25 protein-coding genes and 1 pseudogene are annotated in these 24339 nt (G+C 70.9%); 11 read left to right on the top strand and 15 right to left on the bottom strand.

All coding sequences use genetic code 11. The annotated features are described in order from the left end of the window. Positions 1–129 precede the first annotated feature (129 nt). Entirely contained in the window at positions 130–741 is a 612-nt protein-coding gene (locus tag ACIBK5_RS06035) for a TetR/AcrR family transcriptional regulator C-terminal ligand-binding domain-containing protein (RefSeq protein WP_391098665.1), read from the bottom strand. A 165-nt stretch (positions 742–906) separates the two neighbouring features. On the opposite strand from ACIBK5_RS06035, the gene ACIBK5_RS06030 reads away from it, so the two are divergent. Beyond that, a complete protein-coding gene (locus tag ACIBK5_RS06030; RefSeq protein WP_399016683.1) occupies positions 907–1737 on the top strand; it encodes a phosphatase PAP2 family protein in 831 nt (276 codons plus the stop codon). Beyond that, positions 1734–2705 (top strand): hypothetical protein, encoded by a 972-nt coding sequence (locus ACIBK5_RS06025; protein ID WP_399016681.1) that lies wholly within the window; start codon positions 1734–1736, stop codon positions 2703–2705. Before ACIBK5_RS06030 ends, ACIBK5_RS06025 begins: the two co-directional genes overlap by 4 nt. Here ACIBK5_RS06025 and ACIBK5_RS06020 read toward each other — a convergent pair. Next, positions 2695–4746: a phosphocholine-specific phospholipase C gene (locus ACIBK5_RS06020; RefSeq protein ID WP_399016679.1), complete on the bottom strand. Its 2052-nt coding sequence runs from the start codon at positions 4744–4746 to the stop codon at positions 2695–2697. The genes ACIBK5_RS06025 and ACIBK5_RS06020 overlap by 11 nt on opposite strands. A 169-nt stretch (positions 4747–4915) precedes the next feature. On the opposite strand from ACIBK5_RS06020, the gene ACIBK5_RS06015 reads away from it, so the two are divergent. Further along, the gene (locus ACIBK5_RS06015) at positions 4916–6199 is read left to right on the top strand and encodes an MFS transporter (RefSeq protein ID WP_399016678.1); all 1284 of its coding nucleotides are present in this window, start codon (positions 4916–4918) and stop codon (positions 6197–6199) included. Between the two features lie 13 nt (positions 6200–6212). Here the strand turns inward: ACIBK5_RS06015 and ACIBK5_RS06010 are convergent, their stop codons facing one another. The 5 genes and pseudogenes from ACIBK5_RS06010 to ACIBK5_RS05990 form a co-directional block, all read right to left on the bottom strand. Beyond that, on the bottom strand, positions 6213–7421 hold the full coding sequence (locus ACIBK5_RS06010; protein ID WP_399016676.1) for a hypothetical protein: 1209 nt from the start codon (positions 7419–7421) through the stop codon (positions 6213–6215). Next, entirely contained in the window at positions 7418–7846 is a 429-nt protein-coding gene (locus tag ACIBK5_RS06005; RefSeq protein WP_399016674.1) for a peptidoglycan-binding protein, read from the bottom strand. Before ACIBK5_RS06005 ends, ACIBK5_RS06010 begins: the two co-directional genes overlap by 4 nt. A 95-nt stretch (positions 7847–7941) precedes the next feature. Next, positions 7942–8962 (bottom strand): annotated as a pseudogene (locus tag ACIBK5_RS06000) (SpoIIE family protein phosphatase). 298 nt (positions 8963–9260) lie between these two features. Next, positions 9261–9467, bottom strand: a complete 207-nt coding sequence (locus ACIBK5_RS05995) for a LysM peptidoglycan-binding domain-containing protein (protein ID WP_399016673.1) — start codon at positions 9465–9467, stop codon at positions 9261–9263. A gap of 159 nt (positions 9468–9626) precedes the next feature. Then, complete coding sequence (locus tag ACIBK5_RS05990; RefSeq protein ID WP_399016671.1) at positions 9627–10490, bottom strand: LLM class flavin-dependent oxidoreductase; 864 nt, start codon at positions 10488–10490, stop codon at positions 9627–9629. A 197-nt stretch (positions 10491–10687) separates the two neighbouring features. Here ACIBK5_RS05990 and pcp point away from each other — a divergent pair, with 197 nt between their 5' ends. Beyond that, entirely contained in the window at positions 10688–11338 is a 651-nt protein-coding gene (gene pcp, locus ACIBK5_RS05985; protein ID WP_399016669.1) for a pyroglutamyl-peptidase I, read from the top strand. A 78-nt stretch (positions 11339–11416) separates the two neighbouring features. Here the strand turns inward: pcp and ACIBK5_RS05980 are convergent, their stop codons facing one another. Continuing rightward, on the bottom strand, positions 11417–11941 hold the full coding sequence (locus tag ACIBK5_RS05980) for an RICIN domain-containing protein (RefSeq protein WP_399016668.1): 525 nt from the start codon (positions 11939–11941) through the stop codon (positions 11417–11419). A gap of 412 nt (positions 11942–12353) precedes the next feature. On the opposite strand from ACIBK5_RS05980, the gene ACIBK5_RS05975 reads away from it, so the two are divergent. The 3 genes from ACIBK5_RS05975 to ACIBK5_RS05965 are packed head-to-tail and all read left to right on the top strand — an operon-like array spanning position 12354 to position 14532. Continuing rightward, on the top strand, positions 12354–13424 hold the full coding sequence (locus ACIBK5_RS05975) for a Rieske 2Fe-2S domain-containing protein (RefSeq protein ID WP_399016666.1): 1071 nt from the start codon (positions 12354–12356) through the stop codon (positions 13422–13424). Next, complete coding sequence (locus ACIBK5_RS05970; RefSeq protein ID WP_399016664.1) at positions 13421–13600, top strand: hypothetical protein; 180 nt, start codon at positions 13421–13423, stop codon at positions 13598–13600. Before ACIBK5_RS05975 ends, ACIBK5_RS05970 begins: the two co-directional genes overlap by 4 nt. Next, positions 13597–14532, top strand: a complete 936-nt coding sequence (locus ACIBK5_RS05965; protein WP_399016662.1) for a PDR/VanB family oxidoreductase — start codon at positions 13597–13599, stop codon at positions 14530–14532. The genes ACIBK5_RS05970 and ACIBK5_RS05965 overlap by 4 nt, the downstream gene beginning before the upstream one ends. Here ACIBK5_RS05965 and ACIBK5_RS05960 read toward each other — a convergent pair. Next, positions 14447–15298, bottom strand: coding sequence for an IclR family transcriptional regulator C-terminal domain-containing protein (locus tag ACIBK5_RS05960; RefSeq protein ID WP_399016661.1), 852 nt, complete (start codon positions 15296–15298; stop codon positions 14447–14449). The genes ACIBK5_RS05965 and ACIBK5_RS05960 overlap by 86 nt on opposite strands. A gap of 192 nt (positions 15299–15490) precedes the next feature. On the opposite strand from ACIBK5_RS05960, the gene ACIBK5_RS05955 reads away from it, so the two are divergent. The 4 genes from ACIBK5_RS05955 to ACIBK5_RS05940 are packed head-to-tail and all read left to right on the top strand — an operon-like array spanning position 15491 to position 18861. Next, positions 15491–16465, top strand: a complete 975-nt coding sequence (locus ACIBK5_RS05955; protein ID WP_399016659.1) for an ABC transporter substrate-binding protein — start codon at positions 15491–15493, stop codon at positions 16463–16465. A gap of 13 nt (positions 16466–16478) precedes the next feature. Then, a complete protein-coding gene (locus tag ACIBK5_RS05950; protein ID WP_399016657.1) occupies positions 16479–17252 on the top strand; it encodes an ABC transporter permease in 774 nt (257 codons plus the stop codon). Continuing rightward, entirely contained in the window at positions 17249–18028 is a 780-nt protein-coding gene (locus tag ACIBK5_RS05945) for an ABC transporter permease (RefSeq protein ID WP_399016655.1), read from the top strand. Before ACIBK5_RS05950 ends, ACIBK5_RS05945 begins: the two co-directional genes overlap by 4 nt. A 20-nt stretch (positions 18029–18048) precedes the next feature. Further along, complete coding sequence (locus ACIBK5_RS05940; protein ID WP_399016653.1) at positions 18049–18861, top strand: ABC transporter ATP-binding protein; 813 nt, start codon at positions 18049–18051, stop codon at positions 18859–18861. 8 nt (positions 18862–18869) lie between these two features. Here ACIBK5_RS05940 and ACIBK5_RS05935 read toward each other — a convergent pair whose 3' ends face one another. From ACIBK5_RS05935 to ACIBK5_RS05910, 6 genes are read right to left on the bottom strand one after another with little or no spacing between them, the layout of a single operon-like run. Further along, on the bottom strand, positions 18870–19544 hold the full coding sequence (locus ACIBK5_RS05935; RefSeq protein ID WP_399016651.1) for a GntR family transcriptional regulator: 675 nt from the start codon (positions 19542–19544) through the stop codon (positions 18870–18872). 32 nt (positions 19545–19576) lie between these two features. Then, entirely contained in the window at positions 19577–20578 is a 1002-nt protein-coding gene (locus ACIBK5_RS05930) for a proline racemase family protein (RefSeq protein WP_399016649.1), read from the bottom strand. A 5-nt stretch (positions 20579–20583) separates the two neighbouring features. Next, positions 20584–21474: a dihydrodipicolinate synthase family protein gene (locus ACIBK5_RS05925; protein WP_399016647.1), complete on the bottom strand. Its 891-nt coding sequence runs from the start codon at positions 21472–21474 to the stop codon at positions 20584–20586. Next, on the bottom strand, positions 21471–22835 hold the full coding sequence (locus ACIBK5_RS05920) for an FAD-dependent oxidoreductase (protein WP_399016645.1): 1365 nt from the start codon (positions 22833–22835) through the stop codon (positions 21471–21473). The genes ACIBK5_RS05925 and ACIBK5_RS05920 overlap by 4 nt, the downstream gene beginning before the upstream one ends. After that, a complete protein-coding gene (locus ACIBK5_RS05915) occupies positions 22825–23154 on the bottom strand; it encodes a (2Fe-2S)-binding protein (RefSeq protein WP_399016643.1) in 330 nt (109 codons plus the stop codon). The genes ACIBK5_RS05920 and ACIBK5_RS05915 overlap by 11 nt, the downstream gene beginning before the upstream one ends. After that, entirely contained in the window at positions 23151–24305 is a 1155-nt protein-coding gene (locus ACIBK5_RS05910) for an NAD(P)/FAD-dependent oxidoreductase (RefSeq protein ID WP_399016642.1), read from the bottom strand. Before ACIBK5_RS05910 ends, ACIBK5_RS05915 begins: the two co-directional genes overlap by 4 nt. Positions 24306–24339 lie beyond the last annotated feature (34 nt).

The following is a 24339-nucleotide window of genomic DNA, read 5'->3' as shown; positions in this document are numbered from 1 at the left end:
GGCCGGGTGGGGCGCCCCCGCCGCTCACAGGGGAACCCCACCCGGCCGGGGGGTGCGCGCCGCCCCCGTCCCCACGGGTCGGCGCGGTCGGGTCGCCGTCCTGTCATCCGACGGACGGCGGCCCGGGTCTCATCTCAGGCCCAGGGCCGGCAGCACGGCGGCCTCCACGAACCGGACCAGGTAGTCCGGGTCCGCCCACTCGCCCTCCAGGACGGGCCGCACCCGCAGGACGCCGAACATCTGCGCCGGGATGTATTCCAGCGCCGGATGATCGGCGGGCACCTCTCCCCTCTCGACGCCGCGCCGGATGATCTCCTTCAGCGCGGCGATCTCCGGTTCGATCAGCGCCTCGCGCAACGCCCGCTGCAGCTCCGCGTCCTGGGGGGCCGCGTGGGCGAGCGCCTGGAGGAGCTGGGTGTCCCGGCCCGACAACTCCCCCGCCGCCCGGGCGGCCTCGCGCAGGTCGTCCGCGAGCGAGCCGGTGTCGATGCAGCGCGTCCGCCGGTGGGAGCGCAGCGCCGCCGCGACGAACTGGGGCTTGGTCTTCCACTGACGGTAGAGCGTGGACTTGCTGCAGCGGGTGCTGGCGGCGATCCCCTCCATGGTGACGGAGTCGTAGCCGCACTCGCGGAGCTGCTCCAGCACGGCGTCGAAGAACTCCTGCTCACGCTCCGGCGTGATCTTGGAGCGGCGTGTGGCACCGACCGGCTCGGGTCGGTCGTCCGCAGCCTGCGACGTCATGGCCGTGCTCCTGGCTTCCCTCGGGCGGCCGGAAAATTCCGGCCGGCAGTGTGTTCTACGTCTATCGATACGCCAGTGTACCGGAACGCGACCGTATCGGTACACTGGCGTATCGGTACGCACTCGTACCGATAACAGCACCACCGTCACCGAAGGGGCCGGGGGATGAATGCCCGCACCGAGCCTGCGCCGGCGGAGTCCGACGCGACAGCGCGACCGCCGCACGTCATAGCCCGACCGCCGCTCGTCCGGGAGCTCCTGCTCGTCGCGGGGCTCTTCCTCGTCTACAAGCTCGGCCGGCAGCTGGCCACGGGCCACACCGGCGAGGCCTTCCACAACGCACAGCGCGTGTGGGACTTCGAGCGAGCGGTCCAGCTGCCCGGCGAGGGCGCGGTGCAGTCCCTGCTGCTGCACGGCGACGGTCTGGCGCATGTCGCGAACACCTACTACGCGGCCGTCCACTTCCCGGCCACCGTCGCCTTCCTGGTCTGGCTCTATCTGCGCCGCCCGGCCCACTACGTCTGGGCCCGCCGGGTCCTGGCCGCCGTCACCGCCGCCGCGCTGGCGCTGCACCTGCTCTTCCCGCTCGCCCCGCCCCGGATGCTGGCCGCGACCGGCCTGGTGGACACGGCCCGCGTGTACGGCCCTTCGGTCTACGGCGATCCCGCAACCGACTCCCTGTCGAACCAGTTCGCCGCGATGCCGTCGCTGCACCTCGGCTGGGCCCTGATGGTGGCGATCGGCCTGATCGTCGCGACCCGGTCGCGGTGGCGCCTGCTCTGGCTGCTGCATCCGCTGCTGACGCTGCTGGTGATCGTCGGCACCGCGAACCACTACTGGCTGGACGCGATCGTGGCGACGGCCCTGCTCGGTCTCGCGCTCGCGGTGGTCCAGGCACCGCACCGCACGGCGACCACGGCGGGCCGCGCGCAGGGCAAGCTCGTTCCGGCGCAGGCTCGATCCGAGGAGCAGGCACTCGCGGGAGCCGGCCGATGAACGCCGTCGCCGTCGCCGTCGCCCTGTCCCTCGTCTCCGCCGTCGCCTACGCGGCAGCGGCCGTCGCCCAGGAGCGGCTCGCCTCCCGCTCCCCCGGCTCGGGCGTGCTGCGGCTGCTCGGCAGCGGCGCCTGGTGGTCGTCGGTCGGACTGAACGCGGCGGCCGCGCTGCTGCACGTCGTGGCCCTGAGGTACGGGCCGCTGACCGTGGTCCAGCCGCTCGGCGCGCTCACCCTGGTCGCGGCGGTGCCCATGGGGGCACGGCTCGCGGGGCGGCGGGTGAGCACGGTCGAGTGGAAGGGCACCGCGCTGACACTGCTCGGCCTGGGCGCGATCCTGGTCACGGCGTCCGGACCGGCGCCCGACGATGTGCTGAGCGTTCCCGAGGCGCTGGCGGTGGCCGGTGCCACCGCCGCCCTCATCGGGGTGCTGTCCCGGCCGGGCGCCCGCCCCGGGCTGCGGCACGCGACCGCGTCCGGCATCGCGTCGGGAGTCGCCTCGGCCCTCACCCAGACCGTGACGGTGGCCGCGACGGACCGGTCGGGGCCGCTGCTGAGCGTCCAGGTCGTCGGGGTGGCGCTGCTCGTGGCGGCCTTCGCGGCCGGCGGGCTGCTGCTGTCGCAAGTGGCGTACCGGGGCGGTCTGGGCGCCCCGCTCGCGATGGTGACCCTGGCCAACCCGCTGGCCGCCGCGGTGATCGGGCTGTCGCTGCTGGGCGAACGCCTCCAGGGCGGCCCGGCAGGGGTGCTGCTCGCCCTCGTCGGGGCCGGCCTGGCGTCTTGGGGCGTGGTGCTGCTCAGCAGGGCGGCGCCCGTTGACCCCGGCGTTCCGGTGGACGACGGCCATCCGGTGGACGACGACCACCCGGTGGCCGCCGTCCTGGCCCTGGAACCCGGCTCGGCCACGGCGGAACCGGCGTTGGTGCCCCGGCCGCACGATCCGGGGCACCTCTTCCCGGCTACCCGGTGATGATCGCCGGGTCGCTCACCCCCGGCCGGCCGTTCTCGACGTGCCCCGCGAACCGCCGCAGGAACGCCGCGTCGCCCTCGACGGTGACGGTCAGGTCGTACCAGCGGCGGCCGCGGTCGAGGTCGACGGTCCGCCGTACCGTCGCGCCCGGGCGGACGGTGACGGTCGAGGGCTTGGCGCCGTAACGGTCGGAGAGCTTCAGCCGTGCCGTGCCGGAGCCCTTGTTGGTGAAGGTCAGTTCCACGTCGTCACCGGTGTGGCGTGCGGTGACCTCGCAGCCGGCCTTCTTGTTCGACCCCTTGAAGACCCGCACAAAGCCGTTCGGGCCGTGCACGGTCAGGTCGTAGGAGCCCGCCGAGTACGCCGAGTTCCAGGTGTCCGAGAGCGTCTTGCCGGCCTCGGTGGTGTACATCCAGGGGCCGTCGGCGCGGTTGCCGGACGTGATATGGAAGGCGGCGCCGGCCTTCCGCCCGGAGGCGAAGGCCAGGGTGAGCTTCCCGGCAGCGGCGTCGACCGAGGCGTCCACGTGCGGGGCGTACTTCAGCGGCCGGGTACGGCGCAGTCCGCGTTCCTGCCGGGGCATGCGCGGGTCGGCGGGCGGGGCCGGCTTGTAGTCGGGGTGGCGTTCGCGGTCCTGCGGCTCGTACTCGTCGGTGCCGGGCAGCGGGACCGGCCGCGCGTCCTTGCGGGAGAAGTCGAACGCGGCCGTCAGATCACCGCAGACGGCTCGGCGCCAGGGCGAGATGTTGGGCTCGCGTACCTCGAAGCGGCGTTCCATGAACCGCAGGATCGAGGTGTGGTCGAGGGTCTCGGAGCAGACGTAGCCGCCCTTGCTCCACGGCGAGACGACCAGCATCGGGACCCGGGGGCCGAGGCCGTAGGGGCCGGCCGTCTTCTTGCTGTCACCCGGGAAGAGGTCGAGGGAGACGTCGACGGTGGACAGGCCGCGGGAGGCGTCCTTGGGCGGCAGCGGCGGCACCACGTGGTCGAAGAAGCCGTCGTTCTCGTCGTAGGTGATGAACAGGGCGGTCTTCGACCAGACCTCCGGGTTGGAGGTGAGGGCGTCCAGGACCTGGGCGATGTACCAGGCGCCGTAGTTCGAGGGCCAGTTGGAGTGCTCGGAGAAGGCCTCGGGGGCGGCGATCCAGGAGATCTGGGGCAGCTTGCCCGCCTTGACGTCCGCCTTCAGCACGTCGAAGTAGCCGTCGCCGGCCTTGGCGTTCGTGCCGGTGCGGGCCTTGTCGTACCAGGGGTCGCCGGGCTTGGCGTCACGGTACTTGTTGAAGTACAGCAGCGAGTTGTCACCGTAGTTGCCTCGGTAGGCGTCCTCGATCCAGCCCCAGGAGCCCGCGGCGTCCAGGCCGTCGCCGATGTCCTGGTAGATCTTCCAGGAGACGCCGGCCTGCTCCAGGCGCTCGGGATAGGTCGTCCAGCCGTAGCCGAGCTCGGCGTTGTCGAGGACCGGGCCGCCGCCGGTGCCGTCGTTGCCCGTGTAGCCGGACCACATGTAGTAGCGGTTCGGGTCGGTGGAGCCGATGAACGAGCAGTGGTAGGCGTCGCAGACGGTGAACGAGTCGGCGAGGGCGAAGTGGAAGGGGATGTCCTCGCGGGTCAGGTACGCCATGGTCGTGGTGCCCTTGGCGGGCACCCACCGGTCGTACTTACCGCCGCGGTAGGCCTGCTGGCCGTCGGGCCAGGAGTGCGGCAGGCCCTCCAGGAACTGCATGCCGAGGTCGTCGGCGTCCGGGTGGAACGGCAGGAGCTCCTTGCCGTCCTTCTCCTGGTGCCAGACCGGCTTGCCGTTGTCGAGGGTGACCGGACGCGGGTCGCCGAAGCCGCGGACGCCTCTCAGAGTCCCGAAGTAGTGGTCGAAGGAACGGTTCTCCTGCATCAGGACGACGATGTGCTCGACGTCCTCGATCGACCCGGTGCGGTGGTTCGCCGGAAGCGCGGCGGCGCGCTGGATGCTGGCGGACAGCGCACTGAAGGCCGTGGTGGCACCCGCGAGTTGAAGAAAGCGGCGCCGGTTTACTTCGGACATGAAGGACAGACCTCTCATCCTGAGGTGCTGGATGGCCGGAACATGACGGAATCTGCGCGGAAGGAGTGTTTCAGGGACACCAAACGCCAAGGAAGGGGCGCGTGACACTCGTGTGAAAGTCGCCGGTACGGAAGGTGTGCTTGGGCGTTGGCAGGGGAGGGTGAGGGGCGTGACAGAGACGCAGACGGTTTCCCCGCCGACGAAACGGCCCGTCCGCCAGCTCCTCGCCGCCTCCGTGGGCAACGCCGTGGAGTGGTACGACTGGTACGCCTACACGTTCCTGGCGACCTTCATCGCCGACCAGGTGTTCCCCAAGAGCGCGGACAACTCGCTGGTGCCGCTGCTGTCGACGTTCGCCGTGTTCGCGGTGGGCTTCTTCATGCGGCCGGTCGGCGGGCTGCTGATGGGCGCGGTCGCGGACCGGCACGGGCGGCGGGCCGCGCTCACGGTCACCATCCTGCTGATGGGCGGCAGCAGCCTGCTGGTCGGACTCACCCCGACCTACGCCTCGGTGGGCGTGCTGGCTCCGGTGGTCCTCGTCCTGGCCCGGCTGTTGCAGGGCCTGTCCGTGGGCGGCGAGTTCGCGGCCTCGACGACCTTCCTGGTGGAGTCGGCGGGCCCGGGTCGGCGGGGGCTGTTCTCCAGCTTCCAGTACGTGTCGACGACCGTGGGGCAGCTCGTCGCCTCCGGCATCGCCGCGCTGCTGGTGGGCACGCTGAGCGTCGGGCAGATGGACAGCTGGGGCTGGCGGGTCCCGTTCGTGCTCGGGGCCGTGCTGAGCCTGGTCGGCTTCTGGATCCGGCGGGGCGCGCAGGAGACCCGCAGCGCCGAGCAGCGAGAGGCTCCTCGCCCGGGCCTGTTCGAGGCGCTGCGCCGGCACCCGCGCGAGTCGCTCCTGATCTGCGGCATCACGGCGGGCGGCACCATCGCGTATTACACGTGGACGTCATACCTCCCGACGTACGCCGAACTCAACGCGGGTCTCTCGAAGTCGGACGCGCTGCTCGCGGGCACGATCTCACTGGCCTTCTTCGCCCTGCTCCAGCCGCTCGGCGGACTGCTCTCGGACCGCTTCGGCCGCCGCCCCCTGCTGCTCTTCTTCGGCCTGGGCTTCGCACTGCTCTCGGTGCCGCTGCTGCACAGCCTGCGCGACTCGTTCGCCGTGCTGCTGCTCGTGCAGTGCGCGGGCATGGTGCTGCTGACCGGGTTCACCTCGATCAGCGCGGCCGTGAACGCGGAGATCTTCCCGCCCCGGGTCCGGGCGGCCGGCATCGGCTTCCCCTACTCGCTGACGGTGGCCCTCTTCGGCGGCACGGCTCCGTACGTCGGCACCCTGTTCAAGGAGCTGGGGCACTCGGGGCTGTTCCCGTGGTACGTCGCCGTGCTCTGCCTGCTGTCGTCGCTGGTGTACCTGCGACTGCCGGAGACGGCTCACGCGCCGCTGCGGCGGTGAGCGGGCGGCCCGGTCAGGACCCGGGCCGCCGGCCGGGCTCCTCCGCCCGCTCCTCCTCGCGCGTCCCCTCCCTGGCGCCCTCGAGAGGCCCTTCGTACTCTCCGTTGCCGGACCGGTCGGCGGCCGGCGGTCCGAGGGCCGCGGGCTCTCCCTCCGCGACCATCTCCTTGACGGCCGCCCGCTCCGGGTCGGCAGCGGCGTCGGTCGGTCTGCCCACCTCCGCCAGGGTCATCTGGGCGCGGTCGTCGACGAGCCGGGTCACCAGGTGCTGGGCGGCACCGAAGGCCGCGGCCCAGCCGAGGACCTGCGCCCTGCTGTCGAGATCGCTCAACCCGGGGACGAAGGCGCCCCTGATCAGCAGCAGTCCGAGGAAGGCCGTCAGCGCGCCCGTGGGGAACTTCAGCACCGCGGACGCGAGGGGCAGCATGTAGGGGGCATCGGTGCCCCGGATGCGGCGCAGTGAGGCGATGACGGTGAGCGCGGCGCCGGCGAGCCCGGCGATCTCGACAGTGAGGATGTCCCTCGGCTGGGCCAGACCGCTGGCGTCGGTGCCCGCCGGGACGTTGTGGTGTTCCGCGGTGGGACAGACGACGGTGATCCGGTCCGAAGCGCCGGAACCGGTCTGCGGCGTGAAGCACAGGCTCAGCGAGCCGGGCGAGAACCAGCCGTAGAGGGCGAGCCCCGTCACGCCGAGCAGCACGAGGAACGTCGCGGTCCACAGGATGTTGCGCAGACTGCGCACCCGGGCCAGTTCGTCGTCCAGGGCGTTGTACGCGGCGTCGAGCGCACGGGTCATGAGATCCCGGTCGCCTGGCTTCATGTCGCCCGAGATGATGGGCCGGATCCGCTGGCCCAGTCTGACCCGCCGGGGGTCGTCGATGTCCAGATGCCGCTTGACGAGGGCCATGACCTCGCTGGCGCGTCCGGCGGCTTCCTCGTCGGAAACCAGCTGCAGGAGCATCACCTCCGCGCTGCGTATGTTCGACCAGACGCCCTCACGCGCGGCCGATCCGGACCAGGCACGCCGCCATCCGAAATCCTCGTCGGCAGCCGTGCCGGCCTTTTTCAGATGGCCCCGCATTCCCTCGACGAGCGTCTTGCGGTCTTCGGAGCACGGCTTGACACGTTCGCGTTCCAGCTGGGCTTCGAGATAGGCGATCCGGGTTTTCGCCCGTGCGCGCCAAGCGGTCCGCGGTGGCCTTCCCGGAGCGGTTCCGGTCACTCGTAGACGGCGGGTACGTGCAGCCTGTCCCACGACTTCTTGCCCGGTATGCCGTCAGCGTCCCGGCCCCTGAATCCGAGTTTCCACTGCCAATTCGCGTACGACTTCCGGTCCGCTTCGCTCCACCGCAAGTCGGGCCCGTCGGCGTACACCCCGCAGTCCTCGTCCATGAGCCGGTAGCCCATGGCCTCGATGACCGGGCTGCTCACCGAGGACTGGAAGAAGTCGCGTCCCGGATAGCGTTCGAACTCGCCCTCCGTTTCCGGGGGAGCCACACGGACCCGATGTCCGGGGTAAATGAGATCCGGATTCGTGATCTGGGGGTTCCACTCCAGAATCTGGTCCAGCGTCACGCGGTGCATCCGCGCGATCTTACTGAGCGTGTCGCCACGTTTCACTATGTAGAACTCTACTGTCTTTTCCATGTGTCCACACTAAGCGAATCACCCGCCATGGAAAAGTCGAGAGTTCCGTTTCAATTTCACCTTTTGATTCGGAAACAGCTTGCGCCGAAATCGCCTCACAGGCGGACGACGACCAGGGCGATGCCGTCCTGCCTCCGTCGGAGACACCCATGTGGTGCAGCAGTCCGTCGGCGAGTTCTTCCACCGGGAGAGTGCCGGACCGGGCCGGAGCGTCGGTCAGCCGGGCCAGGCCGATGTCGATGTCCTCGCCTCGGCGTTCGATGAGGCCGTCGGTGTAGAGCACGAGGGTGTCCCCCGGGAGGTGGGACAGACCGGCCTGGGGGCGGGGCACGTGTTCCGGCCGGGCACCAGGGGCGGGTCGGCGGCCTGGTCCAGCAGCCGGCAGTTGCCGTCCGGACTGAGCAGTATCGGCGGTGGGCGGCCGGCGTTGCTGTAGATGATCAGCCGGCTGTGCGGGTCGATGAGGACCTTGGCCACGGTGGTGGCCAGCGCGCCGTCGACCGCCCTGGCGTACCGGCCCAGTGCCTCCAGGGCCTGTGCGGGGCTGGGAACGGCCCGGATGGCGGCGCTCAGAGCGCTGCACAGCATGCCCATGGCAGCGGCGGCCTCCAAGCCATGGCCGAGGACGTCGCCGATGGCTATGGAGTAGCGGTCGGGCGGCAGATCGACCACGTCGTACCAGTGGCCGCACACGTTGAGCGTTCCGTAGGCCGGCTGGTAGCGCACGGCGATGTCCCGGTGCCTGTCCATCAGCTCAGCGATGTCGTCGGCCCGCGCGACGATCCATTTCACAGCGCCGTCCGTCCCCAGGGCAGGGCTGGACATCCCGCACCACCATCGCTCCTCGACCTCGCCCGGCCGGCCCTCGACGGGAATGCCGAAGCGCCGCGGGGCCACTACGTCGGGCTCGCGGGAGTTCAGCACGCGCTGGAGTGAGGCGCCGAGGTCCCGCGCCACCTGCGGCGCGCCAGGACTGCCAGGGAACGCCTCCATGATGTACCGCCCGGCCAGTTCTTCGCGGCTCCTGCCGGTGACCTGGAGGTAGGCGCGGTTGGCGCGGCAGACCACCAAGTCGGCGTCCAGCACCAGGTGGGGGTTCGATGCAGCATAGAACAGCTATTCGAAATCAATCTCGGGTGACGTCACGCGTGACCAGCCATTTTTACAGGCGCGACCTGCACCTCCGAGATAAACCCGGCATCCTCCACCCCAACGCCATTCACCTACCGAACCCCGCCTCCTTCGATGAGTGTCGCACTCTCTTCCGGGCGGGAACTGGCGCTTTCGTACTCGAGTTGCACTTCGAGACAGGCAACCCGCGCTTTCGCACACGCGCGAAACCCGACTGCGGCGGCCCGTTGCGCAGGCCTGTCATTCGGCTGCGCATACGGGCCGACCGGCTTTCTTTTCTTGGTCATTCGCTCTCGTACTCACCGCCCTCTCCGCCCGATTCCCGGGGCGGGGCCACACGAATCCGATCGCCGGGGTGGATGAGGTCCGGATCCTCGATCTGCGGGTTCCACTTCAGAATCTGATCCAGACTCACATGGTGCATCCGCGCGATCTTGGTGAGATTGTCACCGCGTTTCACTACGTAGAACTTCGTCCTTGTCTTTTCCATGCATCCAGCCTAAGGCAATTCTCCGCGAGTACAAAGTGCAGAATTCTGTTTCGATTTCACTTTTTGATTCGGAAACTGCTTTCCCCCGCAGCGACTTCGCGATCACCGACAACGGCCACACCAGACGGGGAACGCCATGGCCTCGACAGCGAGTCCCGGTCAGACCGCCGGCGGCCCCGCTTCGATGCGGCGCAGTACCGGAGGCAGACGGTCCAGGTCGGCGCCGGTCTGGATCTGCCGCTCGTCCCACCAGGTGACGCCGGCGTCACGCAGCGGACCGATCACATTCCTGGCCTTGGCCGGGTCCGAGGGCGTCGCACCGCCGAGCACAACGTCGAAGGGGCGCTCGACGCCGGCCATGCGATACTTACGCACACACTCGACCAGTTCCCGCACTTCGGCGACGTCCGGCACATGACCATGCCGGGCCGACTCGAACAGCGGCACCGCGCCGTCCCACCGCGCCGCCCGCCGCATGGGCGCACGACGTGGCCAGAATCCGCCGATCCACACCGGCGGGCAGGGCCGCTGTACGGTGGCGGGCACCAGCGTCACATCCCGTGCTTCGTAGTGTCGGCCGTGGTGGTTCACCGGCTCTCCTGACCAGAAGCGCGTCAACAGCTCCAGGCCCTCGTCCAGCCTCTCGGCGAGCTGACGTGGCTCGGCGGTGTCGCCGAAGCTGCGGTATTCGTCCTCGATCGGACCGCCCAGGCCGGCGGCGAAGATCACTCTGCCGTCGCTGAGGTGGTCCAGGGTGGCCACCTGGCGGGCGAGTTGCTGCGGACGGTATCGGGGGACCGGCGTCAGCAGGGTGCCCATTCGGATGCGGGAGGTGGCCAGCGCGGCTGCTGTCAGCAGCATCCAGGGGTCAGCGAAGGGACGCCCCTGGTGTTGTCGGTGCAGTACGTGATCCCAGACGAAGAGCCCGTCCCAGCCGGCCTGTTCGGCGGCAGCGGCCACAGTCGCGACATTACGGGGGTCAGCGAAGTCACCGAAGTTGGGGATGTTGATGGAGAAGCGCATCCCAGCAGAATGCGCAGTGGGCCACGGAGGAGCAATCCATTTCGGAACCTCCCTCCAGTCGGGCGAACAAGCGGCAAAGCAGGCAAAGAAACTCACACACATGGGGATCAATCGCACTGAGGGACGAATCGGGAGAGTGGCTGTCCGACATCGGCCGGTCCCGATATCCCGCCACTCCGACAGCGAAGGACGTGCACATGCCCCGTGTACTGGTGACAGGATTCGAGCCGTTCGGCCCGGACACCTACAACCCCTCCTGGGCCGCGGCCCAGCTCCTCCAGGAGAACCCTCCGGACGGCATGGAGGTGACGGCCGTCCAACTCCCCTGTGTCTTCGGCAAATCGCTGCAGGTGCTGCGCGAGGCCGTACTGGAAGCGGAACCGGCACTTGTCGTGTCGCTCGGCCTCTCCCCCCGGAACGGCATCTCCATCGAGCGCGTCGCCATCAACGTCAACGACTGCCCCATCCCCGACAACGCCGGCCGCAGGCCCGTGGACGAGCCCATCGTCCCCGACGCCCCCGCGGCCTACTTCTCCACCCTCCCGATCAAACGGTGTGTCACGGAGGTCCAGAAGCAGACCGGACTGAACTCCCAGGTCTCCCAGACCGCCGGGACGTTCGTGTGCAACCACGTCTTCTACGGCCTGATGCATCTGCTGGCCACCGAGGGCAAGCAGCGGCGCGGCGGCTTCGTGCACATCCCGCACACCCCGGAGATGCCCGCCGCCGCCAACCACTTCGTCCCCTCACTGCCGGTGGAGGACACGGCCAAGGGCCTGCGCGTCGTGCTGTCGACCGCGCTGGCCCACGACACGGACGTCGCCGTCGCCGCCGGCGCGACCCACTGACCTCACCGCGGTTGACGAGCAGCCCCGCCCGAAGACGCGTCGGGCGGGGCTGCTCGCCGAGGTGAGCGGTCGAGAGGCCTACAGGCCGTCGATGGACCACCAGACCTTCTCGGCGTTGCTGTCCGGCTCGAGAACGACGACTTCCCCGAGGCCGTTGCCGTAGTACGGGGTCATGATCTGGCGGGCGGAGAGACTGTAGATCTTGTACGCGCCGTCGAAAGCCCGCGGAATGACCTGCCACTGGAACTCCAGGCCGGTTCCGCAGGTGCCCTCAGTGACCCGCGGCTTGTTGGCCCAGGGGGCACCCGGCTTGAGACACATGCCGGTCTTGGTGTTGCGGATGATGTAGACGGAGCCGGTGACGGGCTCGAACTCCCACTGGTCGGCTCCGAGGGTCTGGCCGCGGTCCCAGACGTAGTGCACCCACCCGTCCTGGAAACCGTCGCCCCAGTTGTGCGGCAGCAGACTGCCGCCGGTCTTGATGTTGACGATGTGGGTCGTGAGCAGGGGGCGCGCGTGCGCGGTGGTGGCGGTTACGGCTGAACCGAGCAGCGCACCGAGCATGCCGAGGACGAGGAACAGCCGGGTCAGGAGGCGTTGCATGGATTGTCCTTCCTGTGGTGCGGTCCGATGCCGGGCGGCCGCACATATACCGCCCGGACACGCGAGGAACGCTTCGTAGCGCAGCGCACTCGACCGAACACCGAAAGTTAGGATCGGACGGGTCCGGCCAATCCGGCGCGGCAGGTTTGAGCGCGCTTTCCCCCACCGCTCCACCGCGTTCCGCCGTCGGTACATCTCCGCGGCCACACACGCGCTCCTCGGCGTCACCCGGCCCTCCGGTCGTGACCGAAAGCGTCCCGCCGCACAGCCCCCGTTCACCCACCTCAAGAGTGAACCCATGGGCGTGATGTTGACGCCTCGCAACGCTCTTCCGTGGGACGGAAGTCGCGTTGTGCCCCCGTGACGCCCTCCCGGACGATGCGACCACCACCCAGAGACGGGAGCCGCATCCATGCCTCACACCACCGCCTTCGCCAGGAACCAGTGGTACGTCGCCGCCTACAGTCACGAGGTCGGGCGGGAGTTGCTCGGCCGGACGATCCTCGGTGAGACGCTCGTGCTGTACCGGACCGAGGAGGACGGCACGCCGGTCGTGCTGCACGACCGGTGCGTGCACCGCCGGTACCCGCTGTCCGAGGCCCCGACCCGCCTCGACGGCGACCGGATCGTGTGCGGCTACCACGGGTTCACCTACGACACGACCGGTACGTGCGTGTACGTGCCGGGGCAGAAACGGGTGCCGCGCACCGCCCGGCTCGCCTCGTACCCCGTCGTCGAGCAGGACTCGCTGATCTGGGTGTGGATCGGCGACCCGGCGCTCGCAGACCCGGGGGCCATTCCCCGGGCCAGGCACCTGGACTCCCCCGGCTGGGTCACCGTGCGCGGCATGGAGCCCATCGACTGCGACTACGGTCTGCTCGTCGACAACCTCCTCGACCTCTCCCACGAGACGTATCTGCACGGCGGTTACATCGGCACCCCCGAGGTCGCCGAGACACCGATCACCACGGAGGTCGACGAGGGCGCCGGGATCGTCCGGGTCAGCCGGCACATGGACGACGCCGAGTGCCCGCCGTTCTACGCCAAGTCCACCGGCATCGAGGGCCGGATCACCCGCTGGCAGGACATCGAGTACCACGCTCCCTGCCTGTATCTGCTGCACAGCCGCATAGCCCCCGTCGGGGTGGTGCCCGAGCCGGACGGCAGCGACCCGAACGGCTTCCACACGGAGATCACCTACGCGATCACTCCGTCCGGCGACGGCAAGGTGTACGACTTCTGGGCCGTCTCGCGCGACTGGGCGACGGACGACGCCGAGGTCACCGAGTTCCTGCGGGGCAACAACCACACGGTCGTGATGCAGGACGTCACCGCGCTCAACCTGCTGCAGAAGACGCTGGGCACCGAGCGCACCGGCTACCAGGAACTCAGCATCAACATCGACACCGGCGGCCTGGCCGCCCGCCGCATCCTCGCCCGGCTGGTCGAGCAGGGCGAGAAGCCCGTGGAGAAGGTCCAGTGACGAGTCCGACCGGCGAGATCTACCGCATCGACTGGCTGCCCGGCACCGACGTCCTGCACGGCACCTGCCACTGCGGCCGTGAGCACACCGCACAGGACCCGGTGGAGATGTGGGAGTGGATGCTCGCCCATCCGCAGGGGCACTCCACCGACGAGCCGCGAGGAAACAGCTCATGAGTCTGTACGAAGCCGAACTCGTCGTCGAGGGACGCGAGTTCGCCGCCGACGGGGTGCTGGCCCTCACCCTGCGCCACCCACTGGGCGAACCGCTCCCGGCGTGGGAGCCGGGCGCGCACATCGACGTCGTGCTCGGCCCGGAGCTGGAGCGGCAGTACTCGCTGTGCGGCGACCCCGCGGACCGGTCGGCCTGGCGGATCGCGGTGCTGCGCGAACCGGACGGGCGGGGCGGCTCGGCCCATGTGCACGAGCGGGTGGGGCCGGGCGACAAGGTCCGGGTGCGCGGCCCCCGCAACAACTTCGGCCTGGAGCCCGCCCCGCGTTACCGGTTCGTCGCGGGCGGGATCGGCATCACCCCGATCCTGCCGATGCTGGCGGCGGCCGAGGCGTCGGGCGCCGAGTGGACGCTGCTCTACGGCGGCCGCACCCGCCGGTCCATGGCGTTCGGCGAGGAACTCACCCGGTACGGCGACCGGGTGACGTTCGCGCCCGAGGACGAGACCGGGCTGCTGGACCTGCCCTCGGTGCTGGACGCGGTACCCGAGGGCACGCTGGTCTACTGCTGCGGTCCCGGGCCGCTGCTGGACGCGGTCGAGGAGCGCTGTCCGTCCGGAGTGCTGCGCGTGGAGCGGTTCCGGCCCAAGGAGCGGCCGGCCGGTGCGGACGGGGAGTTCGAGGTCGAGCTGGCGCGGAGTGGACTGACCCTCGCCGTGGCACCCGGCGTCACCGTGCTGGACACGGTGCGGTCGGCCGGTGTCGAGGTGCTCTTCTCCTGCACCGAGGGCACCTGCGGGACCTGTGAGACCGATGTCCTCGACGGCGCCCCGGAGCACCGTGACTCCGTGCTCACCCCTCAGGAGCGGGAGAGCGGCGAGACGATGATGATCTGCGTGTCCCGATGCCGGGGCCGGCGGCTGGTGCTGGACCTGTGATCCGCAGGTCGGCCTCGATGCGGGCGACGGTCGCCAGCAGGTGCGGCAGTAGATCGCGGCGCACCGAGTCGACGGAGTTGCGGCCCGCGTGCACCGCGATGTTGACGGCCGCGACCACGTCGCCTTCCCGGTCCCGCACCGGAGCGGCGACCGACCTCAGCCCCTCCTCCAGCTCCTGGTCGACGACGGCGTAGCCCTGCCTGCGGACGCGGCGCAGCTCCGCCCGCAGGGCCTCCGGCGTGGCGACGGTGCGCACGGTGAGTGGTTTCAACTCGGCCCGGACGAGCCGCCTTTCGACTTCCTCGTCCGGCAGATGGGCGAGGATCACCCGGCCCACGGACGTCACGTACGCCGGGAAACGGGTGCCGACCGTGATGGACGCGGTCATGATGCGGCGCGTGGGGACCCGGGCGACGTACACGATGTCGTCGCCGTCGAGGACGCACAGCGAGGACGACTCCCGTACCTGTGCGACGAGCAGCTCCAGATGCGGCTCCGCGATCTGGGGCAGTGTGTAGCTGGAGAGGTAGGAGTAACCGAGTTCCAGCACCCGCGGGGTGAGGCGGAAGCGGCGGCCGTCGGTGTGGACGTAGCCGAGGTCGGCGAGGGTGAGCAGGAAACGACGAGCGGCGGCGCGTGTCAGGTCGCAGGCACGCGCGACCTCGCTCAGGGTCAGGGCCTGATGCTCGGAGTCGAAGGCGCGGATCACGGCGAGGCCGCGCTCGAAGGACCGGACGAAGTGCGGTGCGCGGGCTTCAGCGGACATCCTGGGCCTCCGGCGGGGCGTACGACCGTGCGCTGTGCGCACGCTAGAAGTGCGGATCTCGTGATGTCAACGAGCCGTGCTTGCAAGGGCATTGACCATGAATCAGGCCCGGCTCTACGTTCTCGCTGAGCACAAACGTGCTGTCTGCGCACAGCCTGTCGGAGCACCAGAGCCGGTCCCACAGGAGGAGTCATGCGTCGTCGTCCCCTCATTCGTCTCGCGGCCGTGTCCGTTCTGTTCACCGCGGCGGCGTGCGGCTCGTCCGACGGCGGTGACTCCTCGGACGGGGGCACCTCGTCCGGCGGGGTGCGGACCGTCAAGGTCGGGCTCATCCCCATCGTCGATGTGGCACCGCTCTACCTCGGCCAGAAGCAGGGCTTCTTCGAGAAGCAGGGCCTGAAGCTGGAGTTCACCACGGCACAGGGCGGCGCGGCGATCGTGCCGGGGGTGGCGAGCGGTCAGTTCCAGTTCGGGTTCAGCAATGTGACCTCCCTGATGGTCGCTCAGACCAACGGCGTGCCCGTGGAAGCCGTCGCCAACGGCATCGCGTCGACCGGTATCGCGGGCAAGGACTTCAGCGCGTTGATGGTCAAGAAGGACAGCGCGATCAAGTCACCGAAGGAGCTCGAGGGCAAGAAGGTCGCCATCAACACTCTCAAGAACATCAACGAGACGGCCGTACGGGCCTCCGTGAGCAAGGCGGGCGGCGACCCGGACAAGGTCAGGTTCGTCGAGCTCGGCTTCGAGCAGATGCCCGCCGCTCTCGACAGCGGCGAGATCGACGCCGCCCAGGTGGTCGAGCCCGCTCAGGCCGCCGTCAAGAGCGGGGGCGGCCGGGTGATCGCCTCACCGCTGGTCGACGTCGCGCCGAAGCTCACGGTGGCGATGTACTTCACCTCCACGCGGTACGCGAAGCAGAACCCGGAGGTGGTGAAGAAGTTCCAGGACGCCACGGCCGAATCCCTGGCCTACGCCGACTCCCACCCGGACGAGGCACGCCGGATCGTGACGACGTACACGACGATCCCCGCGAACGTGCTGGCCCGGGTGACCCTGCCGAGATGGCCGGCGGAGGCCAACCGGTCCTCCATCGTGGACCTCATGAAGCTCGGCTACGAGGACGGCCTCTTCAAGTCGCCGCCGGACGTGGAAAAGCTGCTGCCGTGAGGGACGGAAACGGATGAGGAGCGTGAACGCGGCGCTGGGAGCGGCCGGGCTCGCGGCCTTCCTCTCCCTGGGCGAGGCGGTGCCACGGCTCGGCCTGGTCGAGGAGGCCTACTTCCCGACCACCGGCCGCATCGCCGGGGCCCTCGCGGAAGAGGTCGCCGACCCCGCCTTCTGGACGGCTCTCGGCGAGACGCTCACCGGCTGGGCGCTGGGCCTGGCGATCGCGTCCTGCGCGGGCGTCGTGATCGGCGTGGTCGTCTCGGTCGTGCCGCATCTGCGCCGGGTGACGGCCTCCACGATCGAGTTCCTGCGCCCGATCCCGTCCGTCGCGCTCATCCCCCTGGCGGTCCTGCTCTACGGCACCGAACTGCGCTCGGTGCTGCTGCTCGTCGTCTACGCGTCCTTCTGGCAGGTACTGATCCAGGTCCTGTACGGCGTGCAGGACGTGGACCCCGTCGCCGACGAGACGGCACGGTCGTACGGCCTCGGCACCTGGGCGCGGATCCGGCACGTGCTGTGGCCGACCGCGCTGCCGTACGTCATGACCGGTGTGCGCCTCGCGGCGGCCGTCGCGCTGATCCTCGCCGTCACCGCCGAACTCGTCATCGGCGCACCGGGGTTGGGCAAGCGCATCGGCGTGGCGCAGGCCTCTCAGGCAGTGCCGGAGATGTACGCGCTGATCGTGGTCACCGGGCTGCTGGGGCTGCTGATCAACGTGGGCGCGCGGACGGTGGAGCGGCGGGCGCTGGCCTGGCACCAGTCGGTGCGCGGGGAGGTGGCGGTGTGAGGCGGGTACTGTCGCGGCTGGTGTCCGTCGTCGCGCTGCCGACGGTGCTGGTCACGGTCTGGTGGGTGGCGTCGGCCGGCAGCACGGACGTGTACTGGCCTCCGCTGCGGACGATCCTGGAGACCTTCCCGGACGTCTGGACGACCGAGCGGCTGCGGGCGGACGTGCTGCCCAGCGTGCTGCGGCTGACCGGCGGATACCTGCTGGCGGCCGTCGTCGGGGTGCTGCTCGGCACGGTCATCGGCTCCTACCGGTGGGTGCGGGCGGTGTGCGAGCCGGTGCTGGAGTTCCTGCGGGCGGTGCCGCCGCCGGTGCTGGTGCCGGTCATCATGCTGTTCGCGGGCATCGGAGACACCATGAAGGTCACGGTGATCGCGAGCGGCTGCGTCTGGCCGGTCCTGCTGAACACGGTCGAGGGCGTGCGGGCGGTGGACCCGGTGATGACCGAGACGGCACGCTGCTACGGCATCACGGGCACCGCGCGCCTGAGGCATCTGGTCCTGCGCTCGGCGAGCCCGCAGATCTTCGCGGGCCTGCGCCAGGCCCTGTCGATCGGCATCATCCTCATGGTGATCAGTGAGATGTTCGCCGCGAGCAACGGGCTCGGCTTCACCATCGTGCAGTTCCAGCGCGGCTTCGCGATCCCGGACATGTGGACCGGCATCCTCGTGCTCGGTCTGCTCGGCTTCCTGCTGTCGGTGGTCTTCCGGCTGGTCGAGCGGCGAGTGCTCGGCTGGTACCACGGGCTGCGCGCCTCGACCCGGCGGTCTCCGTGAACCTCGAGAAAGGGCGGACCATGCTCGACGTACGGGGCCTGCGGAAGGTCTACGAAGGGTCGGGGCGGCGCGTGGAGGCGGTCCGCGACCTCACCTTCACCGTGGCCGCCGGGGAACTGGTCTGTCTCGTCGGCCCGTCGGGCTGCGGCAAGACGACTCTGCTGAAGTGCCTGGGCGGGCTGCTCACACCCACCGGCGGTGAGGTGCTCCTCGAGGGGCGGAAGCTAAGCGGCCCGCCGCCCGGGACGGCGTTCGTGTTCCAGGAGTACGGGCGCAGTCTGTTCCCCTGGATGCGGGTCGGTGAGAACGTCGAACTGCCGTTGAGGCAGAAGGACTTGGGCAAGGCACGGCGCCGGGAGCTGGTGCGGGACGCGCTGGGGTCCGTGGGGCTGGCGGACGCCGTGGAGGCGTACCCGTGGCAGCTGTCAGGCGGTATGCAGCAGCGGGTCGCCATCGCCCGGGCGCTGGCGTACGAGCCCCGTGTGCTGCTGATGGACGAGCCGTTCGCGGCGGTGGACGCGCAGACACGAGCGGATCTGGAGGATCTGGTACGGGGTCTGTGGCGGGAGCGCGGCATCACGATCCTGTTCGTCACCCACGACATCGACGAGGCCGTCTACCTGGGCGAGCGGGTCATCGTGCTGTCCGCCTCCCCCACCGTCGTGCGGGAGCAGCTCAAGGTCGATCTGCCCGCCGAGCGCGACCAGTTGCACACGCGCGTGGACCCACGCTTCGCCGAGCTGCGTACCCACGTGTACGAGCGGATACAGGCGGCGAAGCGCGGGGTTCCGCAGGACGCGGTCACGAAGTCGGATCCGTCTCCACCTCGCTGAGCAGAAGGTCAGGGCGCTGCCCACAGGCCCCGGACATGCCCGAGGTGCCGGGTCATCACCGCCCGTACGGCCTGCTCGTCGCGGGCGAGCAGCGCCTCCAGGATCTCCAGGTGCTCCTCCGCCGACGCCTCCAGCCGCCCCTGCCCGGCGAGCGCGGTCAGCCCGTACAGCCGGGAGCGGCGTCTGAGGTCCCGTACGACGTCGACGAGATGGTCGTTGCCGGCGAGGGCGAGCAGGCCGAGGTGGAAGCGCAGGTCGGCCTCGACGTAGGCGATGAGGTCGCCGGCCGCCGCGGAGGTGACGATCTCCTGGGCGACCGGGCGCAGGGCCTCCAGTGCCACGGGGTCGGCCGTGACCGCCAGGCCCGCCGTCGTGGGGATCTCGATCAGCGCCCGGATATGGGTGTACTCGTCGAGTTGCCGCTCGGAGACGGCGGTGACCCTGAAGCCCTTGTTGGGCACGGTGTCGACCAGGCCCTCCTTGGCGAGGTCGAGCATGGCCTCGCGCACGGGGGTCGCGGAGACGCCGAAGCGGGCGGCGAGGCCGGGGGCCGAGTAGACCTCGCCCGGGCGCAGTTCTCCGGCGATCAGGGCGGCCCGCAGCGCGTCCGCGACCCGCTCCCGGTGGCTGGGCTTCCTGCTGCCCAGCAGGGGCAGGGCGGGGGTGTGCCGCGGGGCAGCCATGAAAGGTCGCGGTTTCCTCTCGTGATCCGGGCCTAGAGGACGAATCCGGCCGGGAACGGGTCCTCGGGGTCCAGCAGGTACTGGGCGGTGCCGGTGATCCAGGCGCGTCCGGTGAAGCTGGGCAGGACGGCCGGGCGTCCTGCCACCTCGGTCGTGCCGAGCAGTCTGCCCGTGAACCGGGTGCCGATGAAGGACTCGTTCACGAACTCGGTGTGCAGCGGGAGTTCGCCGCGCGCGTGCAGTTGTGCCATCCGGGCGCTGGTGCCCGTGCCGCAGGGCGAGCGGTCGAACCAGCCGGGGTGGATGGCCATGGCGTGCCGGGAGTGGCGGGCGGTGGAGCCGGAGGCGGCCAGATAGACGTGGTGGAGCCCGTGGATGGACGGATCCTCGGGGTGGACGGGCGGTTCCTCGGCGTTGACTGCGGCCATGAGGGACAGGCCCGCCGCGAGGATCTCGTCCTTGCGTGACCGGTCGAAGGGCAGGCCGAACTGCTCCAGCGGCAGGATGGCGTAGAAGTTGCCGCCGAAGGCGAGGTCGTACGTCACCGTCCGCCCGTCGGCGAGGGTGGTCTTGCGGTCGAGGGCGACGGCGAAGGAGGGCACGTTCTGGAGGGTGACCGCCTTGGCGACACCGTCCTCGACGGCCACCTCGGCGACGACCGGGCCCGCCGGGGTGTCGAGCCGGATGGTGGTGACCGGCTCGACGACCTCGACCATGCCCGTCTCGACGAGCACGGTCGCCACACCGATCGTGCCGTGCCCGCACATCGGCAGATAGCCGGAGACCTCGATGTAGACGACGCCCCAGTCGCAGTCGGACCGGCTCGGCGGCTGGAGGATCGCGCCGCTCATGGCGGAGTGGCCGCGCGGCTCGTTCATCAGCAACTGCTTGATGTCGTCACGGCGTTCGCGGAAGTACAGCCGCCGCTCGTTCATGGTGGCGCCGGGCACGGTGCCGATACCGCCCGTGATCACACGGGTGGGCATGCCCTCGGTGTGCGAGTCGACGGCGTGCAGGACGAGTCTGCTGCGCATGGTCCCTATGCCAATCCGGCCGCTACGGCCTTCTCGGTGGCGGCCCGGACGGCGGCCTCCTGCTCGGGCAGCAGCGGCACGCGCGGCGGGCGGCAGGGGCCTCCATGGCGGCCGACGAGGTCCATGGAGAGCTTGATGGCCTGGACGAACTCCACCCGCGAGTCCCACCGCAGCAGCGGATGCAGCTGCCGGTACAGGTCCCGCGCGGTGTCGAGGTCGCCGTCGACGGCCGCGTGGTACAGCTCGACCGAGGCCTGGGGCAGCGCGTTCGGGTAGCCCGCGACCCAGCCCTTGGCACCCGCGACGGCCAGCTCCAGCAGGACGTCGTCCGCGCCGATCAACAGGTCCAGTTCGGGGGCGAGTTCGGCGATCCGGTAGGCCCGGCGGACATCTCCGGAGAACTCCTTCACGCCCCGGATGTGCCCCTCGCCGTGCAGCCGCGCGAGCAGCTCCGGCACCAGGTCGACCTTGGTGTCGATCGGGTTGTTGTACGCCACGACCGGCAGGCCGGACTTCGCGACCTCGGCGTAGTGGGCCACGACGGACCGCTCGTCGGCACGGTAGGCGTTCGGCGGCAGCAGCATCACCGCCCCGCACCCGGCCTCCCCGGCCTGTTCGGCCCAGCGCCGGGACTCGGCGGACCCGTACGCGGCGACACCGGGCATGACGCGCTGCCCGCCGATCGCGGAGACGGCCGTCTCGACGACCCGGGCGCGCTCCTCGGGGGTGAGCACCTGGTACTCGCCGAGGGAGCCGTTCGGCACGACGCCGTCGCAGCCGTTCTCGACGAGCCATGCGCAGTGCTCCGCGTAGCGGTCGTAGTTCACGGAGAGGTCGTCGTTCAGCGGGAGCGCGGTGGCGACGAGGACGCCGCGCCAGGGGCGGTGATCGGTCATGACTGTCCCTCCTGGGAGTGTTGCCGTGCGAGGACGCCGAGCGGTACGGGACGGGCGAACGGACGCTTGGCCGGGGTGGGTTCGCAGCCGGCGAGGCCGGCGACCGCGGTGCCGCACATCCGGCCCTGGCACCAGCCCATCCCGGCCCGGGTGAGCAGCTTCACGGTGCGTTGGTCGCCCGCCCCGAGTTCCAGCGCGTCGCGCACGGCACCGGCGGTGACCTCCTCGCAGCGGCAGACCACGGTGTCGTCGGTGACCTGCTCGGGCCAGTGCGCGGGCGGCGCGTAGGCGGCTTCGAGGGCGGCGGCGGATCTCCCGAGCCGCGTACGGGCCTTGAGGGCTGCCGGTGCCGGGGCGGGGGCGGTGCCGTGCAGATACGCGGCGGCGGAGCACCCGGCGATGTGTCCCTCGGCGAGGGCGAGGGCCGCGCCACCAATGCCGGTGGCCTCGCCGGCCGCCCACACGCCGGGCACGTCCGTGCGCTGCTCGGTGTCGACGGCCACGGTGCGCCCGTCGAGGCCGCAGCCGAGCCCCTCGGCCAGGTCGGTGTGCGGGAGCATGCCGTGGCCGACGGCGAGGGTGTCGCAGGGCAGGTGCCGCCCGGTGCCGGTCCTGACGCGTCCGTCGCTGTCGAGGGCTGTGACGGTGACGCCGGTCAGCCGGTCGTCGCCGTGGGCGCGGACGACGGTGTGCCGGGCGAGGAACGGCACGCGGTGGCGCAGCAGCCGGGCGGCATACCCGGCACCCTCCGGGAGCTTGCCGGCCAGAGCCCGGCCATGGCGGGCGAGGCGCTCGGGCCCGGTGGACTCGACGAGCGCGGCGACCTCCACCCCGGCCGCGGCGAGCCCGGTCGCCACGGGCAGCAGCAGCGGCCCGGTCCCGGTCACGACGACTCGGCGCCCCGGCACCACAAGGCCGCCCTTGAGCATGGCCTGGGCGCCCCCGGCGGTGACGACGCCCGGCAGGGTCCAGCCGGGGAAGGGCAGCACCTGCTCGTAGCCGCCGGTGGCCAGCAGCACGGCACCGGCGTGCACCTCTGCGGGCTCCTCCTGCTCCGGCCCGAGCAGCGCGTGCGCGACGAAGCCGCCGGACACCTTTTCGACGCACCACACATGATGATCGGTCAGCACCCGTACGGCACTGGCGGCGAGTCCGTCGCGCAGCCGCTCCCAGGTCCGCCACCGGTGGTGCAGCGCCTCGGGGCGCCCGGCGCCGAGCCCGGCGGCGGGCTGCCGGTAGAACTGCCCGCCCGGCTCCGTCGCCCCGTCGACGAGCGCGACCCGGGTGCCCCGCGCGGCCGCCGCGAGGGACGCGGCGAGACCGGCCGGTCCGGCCCCGATCACAACCAGGTCAGTCGGCATGCCGCACCCCCTCACAGCCCGTCCCCTCATGGCCCGTCCCCTCCTGCGTGCCGATCACGTCCCCCGGCCGTACCGGCACCAGACAGGCGCGTTGGTTGGGGCGGCCGTTGACGGTCACCAGGCAGTCGAAGCAGACGCCGATCCCGCAGAACACCCCGCGCGGACGGCCCTCGCCCCGGGTGGCGCGCCAGGAGGTGATGCCCGCCGTCCACAGCACGGCGGCGACCGTCTGCCCGGGCAGCACCTCGACCGGCCGCCCGTCGAACGTGACCGTGAAGGCGGGGCCGGGCCTGGCTCCCGCCAGCTCCAGCGGATTCACTCGGCCTCCTCGGTGAAGCGGTCGGGCCGGAACGGGCCGAGGTCCAGGTCGGGCGCCCGCCCGGTCAGCGCCTGGGCGATCAGGTGCCCGGTGCCGGTGGCGAGTCCGATGCCCGCGCCCTCGTGCCCGCAGGCGTGGAGCAGTCCGGGCGCCCGGGGATCGGGGCCGATCGCGGGCAGGTGGTCCGGCAGATACGGCCGGAAGCCCACGTACGTGCGCAGGGCCCGGACATCGGCGAGGAAGGGGAAGAGGCCCGTCGCTCCCGCCGCCAGCGCGCGCAGTGCCGGGAGCGACAACGACCGGTCGAAGCCGACCCGTTCGCGGCTGGCGCCGATCAGGACCGGTCCGGCGGGCGTGCCCTCCACCACGGGGGAGGTCTGCAGCGCCGCCGAGTCGCTCGCGACGTCGCCCACATAGTCGGCGGCGTACACCTTGTGCCGGATGCGGGGCGGCAGCGGCTCGGTGACCAGGACGAAGCCGCGCCGGGGCAGCACGGGCAGGGACACGCCCGCGCGGGCCGCGATCTCGCCGCCCCAGGTACCGGCCGCGTTGACGACGGCCGGGGCGTGGATGTCGCCCCGGTCGGTCCGCACCCCGCGCACCGCGCCGCCGGGGTCGCGCAGCACCGCGGTGACCTCCCGGCCGGTGAGCAGCCGGGCGTTCGAGGCGCGCAGCAGATGCGCGGCCGCGAGGGCGGGCATCACCTGGGCGTCCTGCGGGTAGTGCATGCCGCCCGCGAGCCCGGGAGCGAGGTACGGCTCCAGGTCGGGAAGCCGGTCGGGCGGCACGGGAACGGCCTCGACCCCGGCCGCGCGCTGCCCGGCGGCGAGTTCCTCGAGACCGGCCAGCGCCCCGTCGGTTCCGGCGACGACGACACCGCCCTTGGCCTCGTACTCGACCGCCTTCCCCAGTCCCTCCCGGGCCAGTCCGGCCCACAGCCGGGCGGACAGCAGGGCGAGGTCGAGTTCGGGTCCGGGCTCCTTGTCGGAGACGAGGAGGTTCCCCTCCCCCGCGCCGGTCGTGCCGCCGGCCACCGCGCCCCGGTCCACCACGACGGCGTCGAGGCCGGCGCGGGCCGTGTACAAGGCACATGCGGCGCCGACCACTCCGGCTCCGACCACCACGACATCGCAGGTCAGCGACTCGCTCACGCCAGTACTATGTCACACACCACATCGCCTGGGA

The sequence above is a fragment of the Streptomyces sp. NPDC050546 genome, assembly GCF_044457425.1.
Taxonomy (GTDB): domain Bacteria; phylum Actinomycetota; class Actinomycetes; order Streptomycetales; family Streptomycetaceae; genus Streptomyces.
The sequence above is the reverse complement of the archived record's forward strand: the minus strand, read 5'-3'. Positions and strand labels throughout refer to the sequence as shown.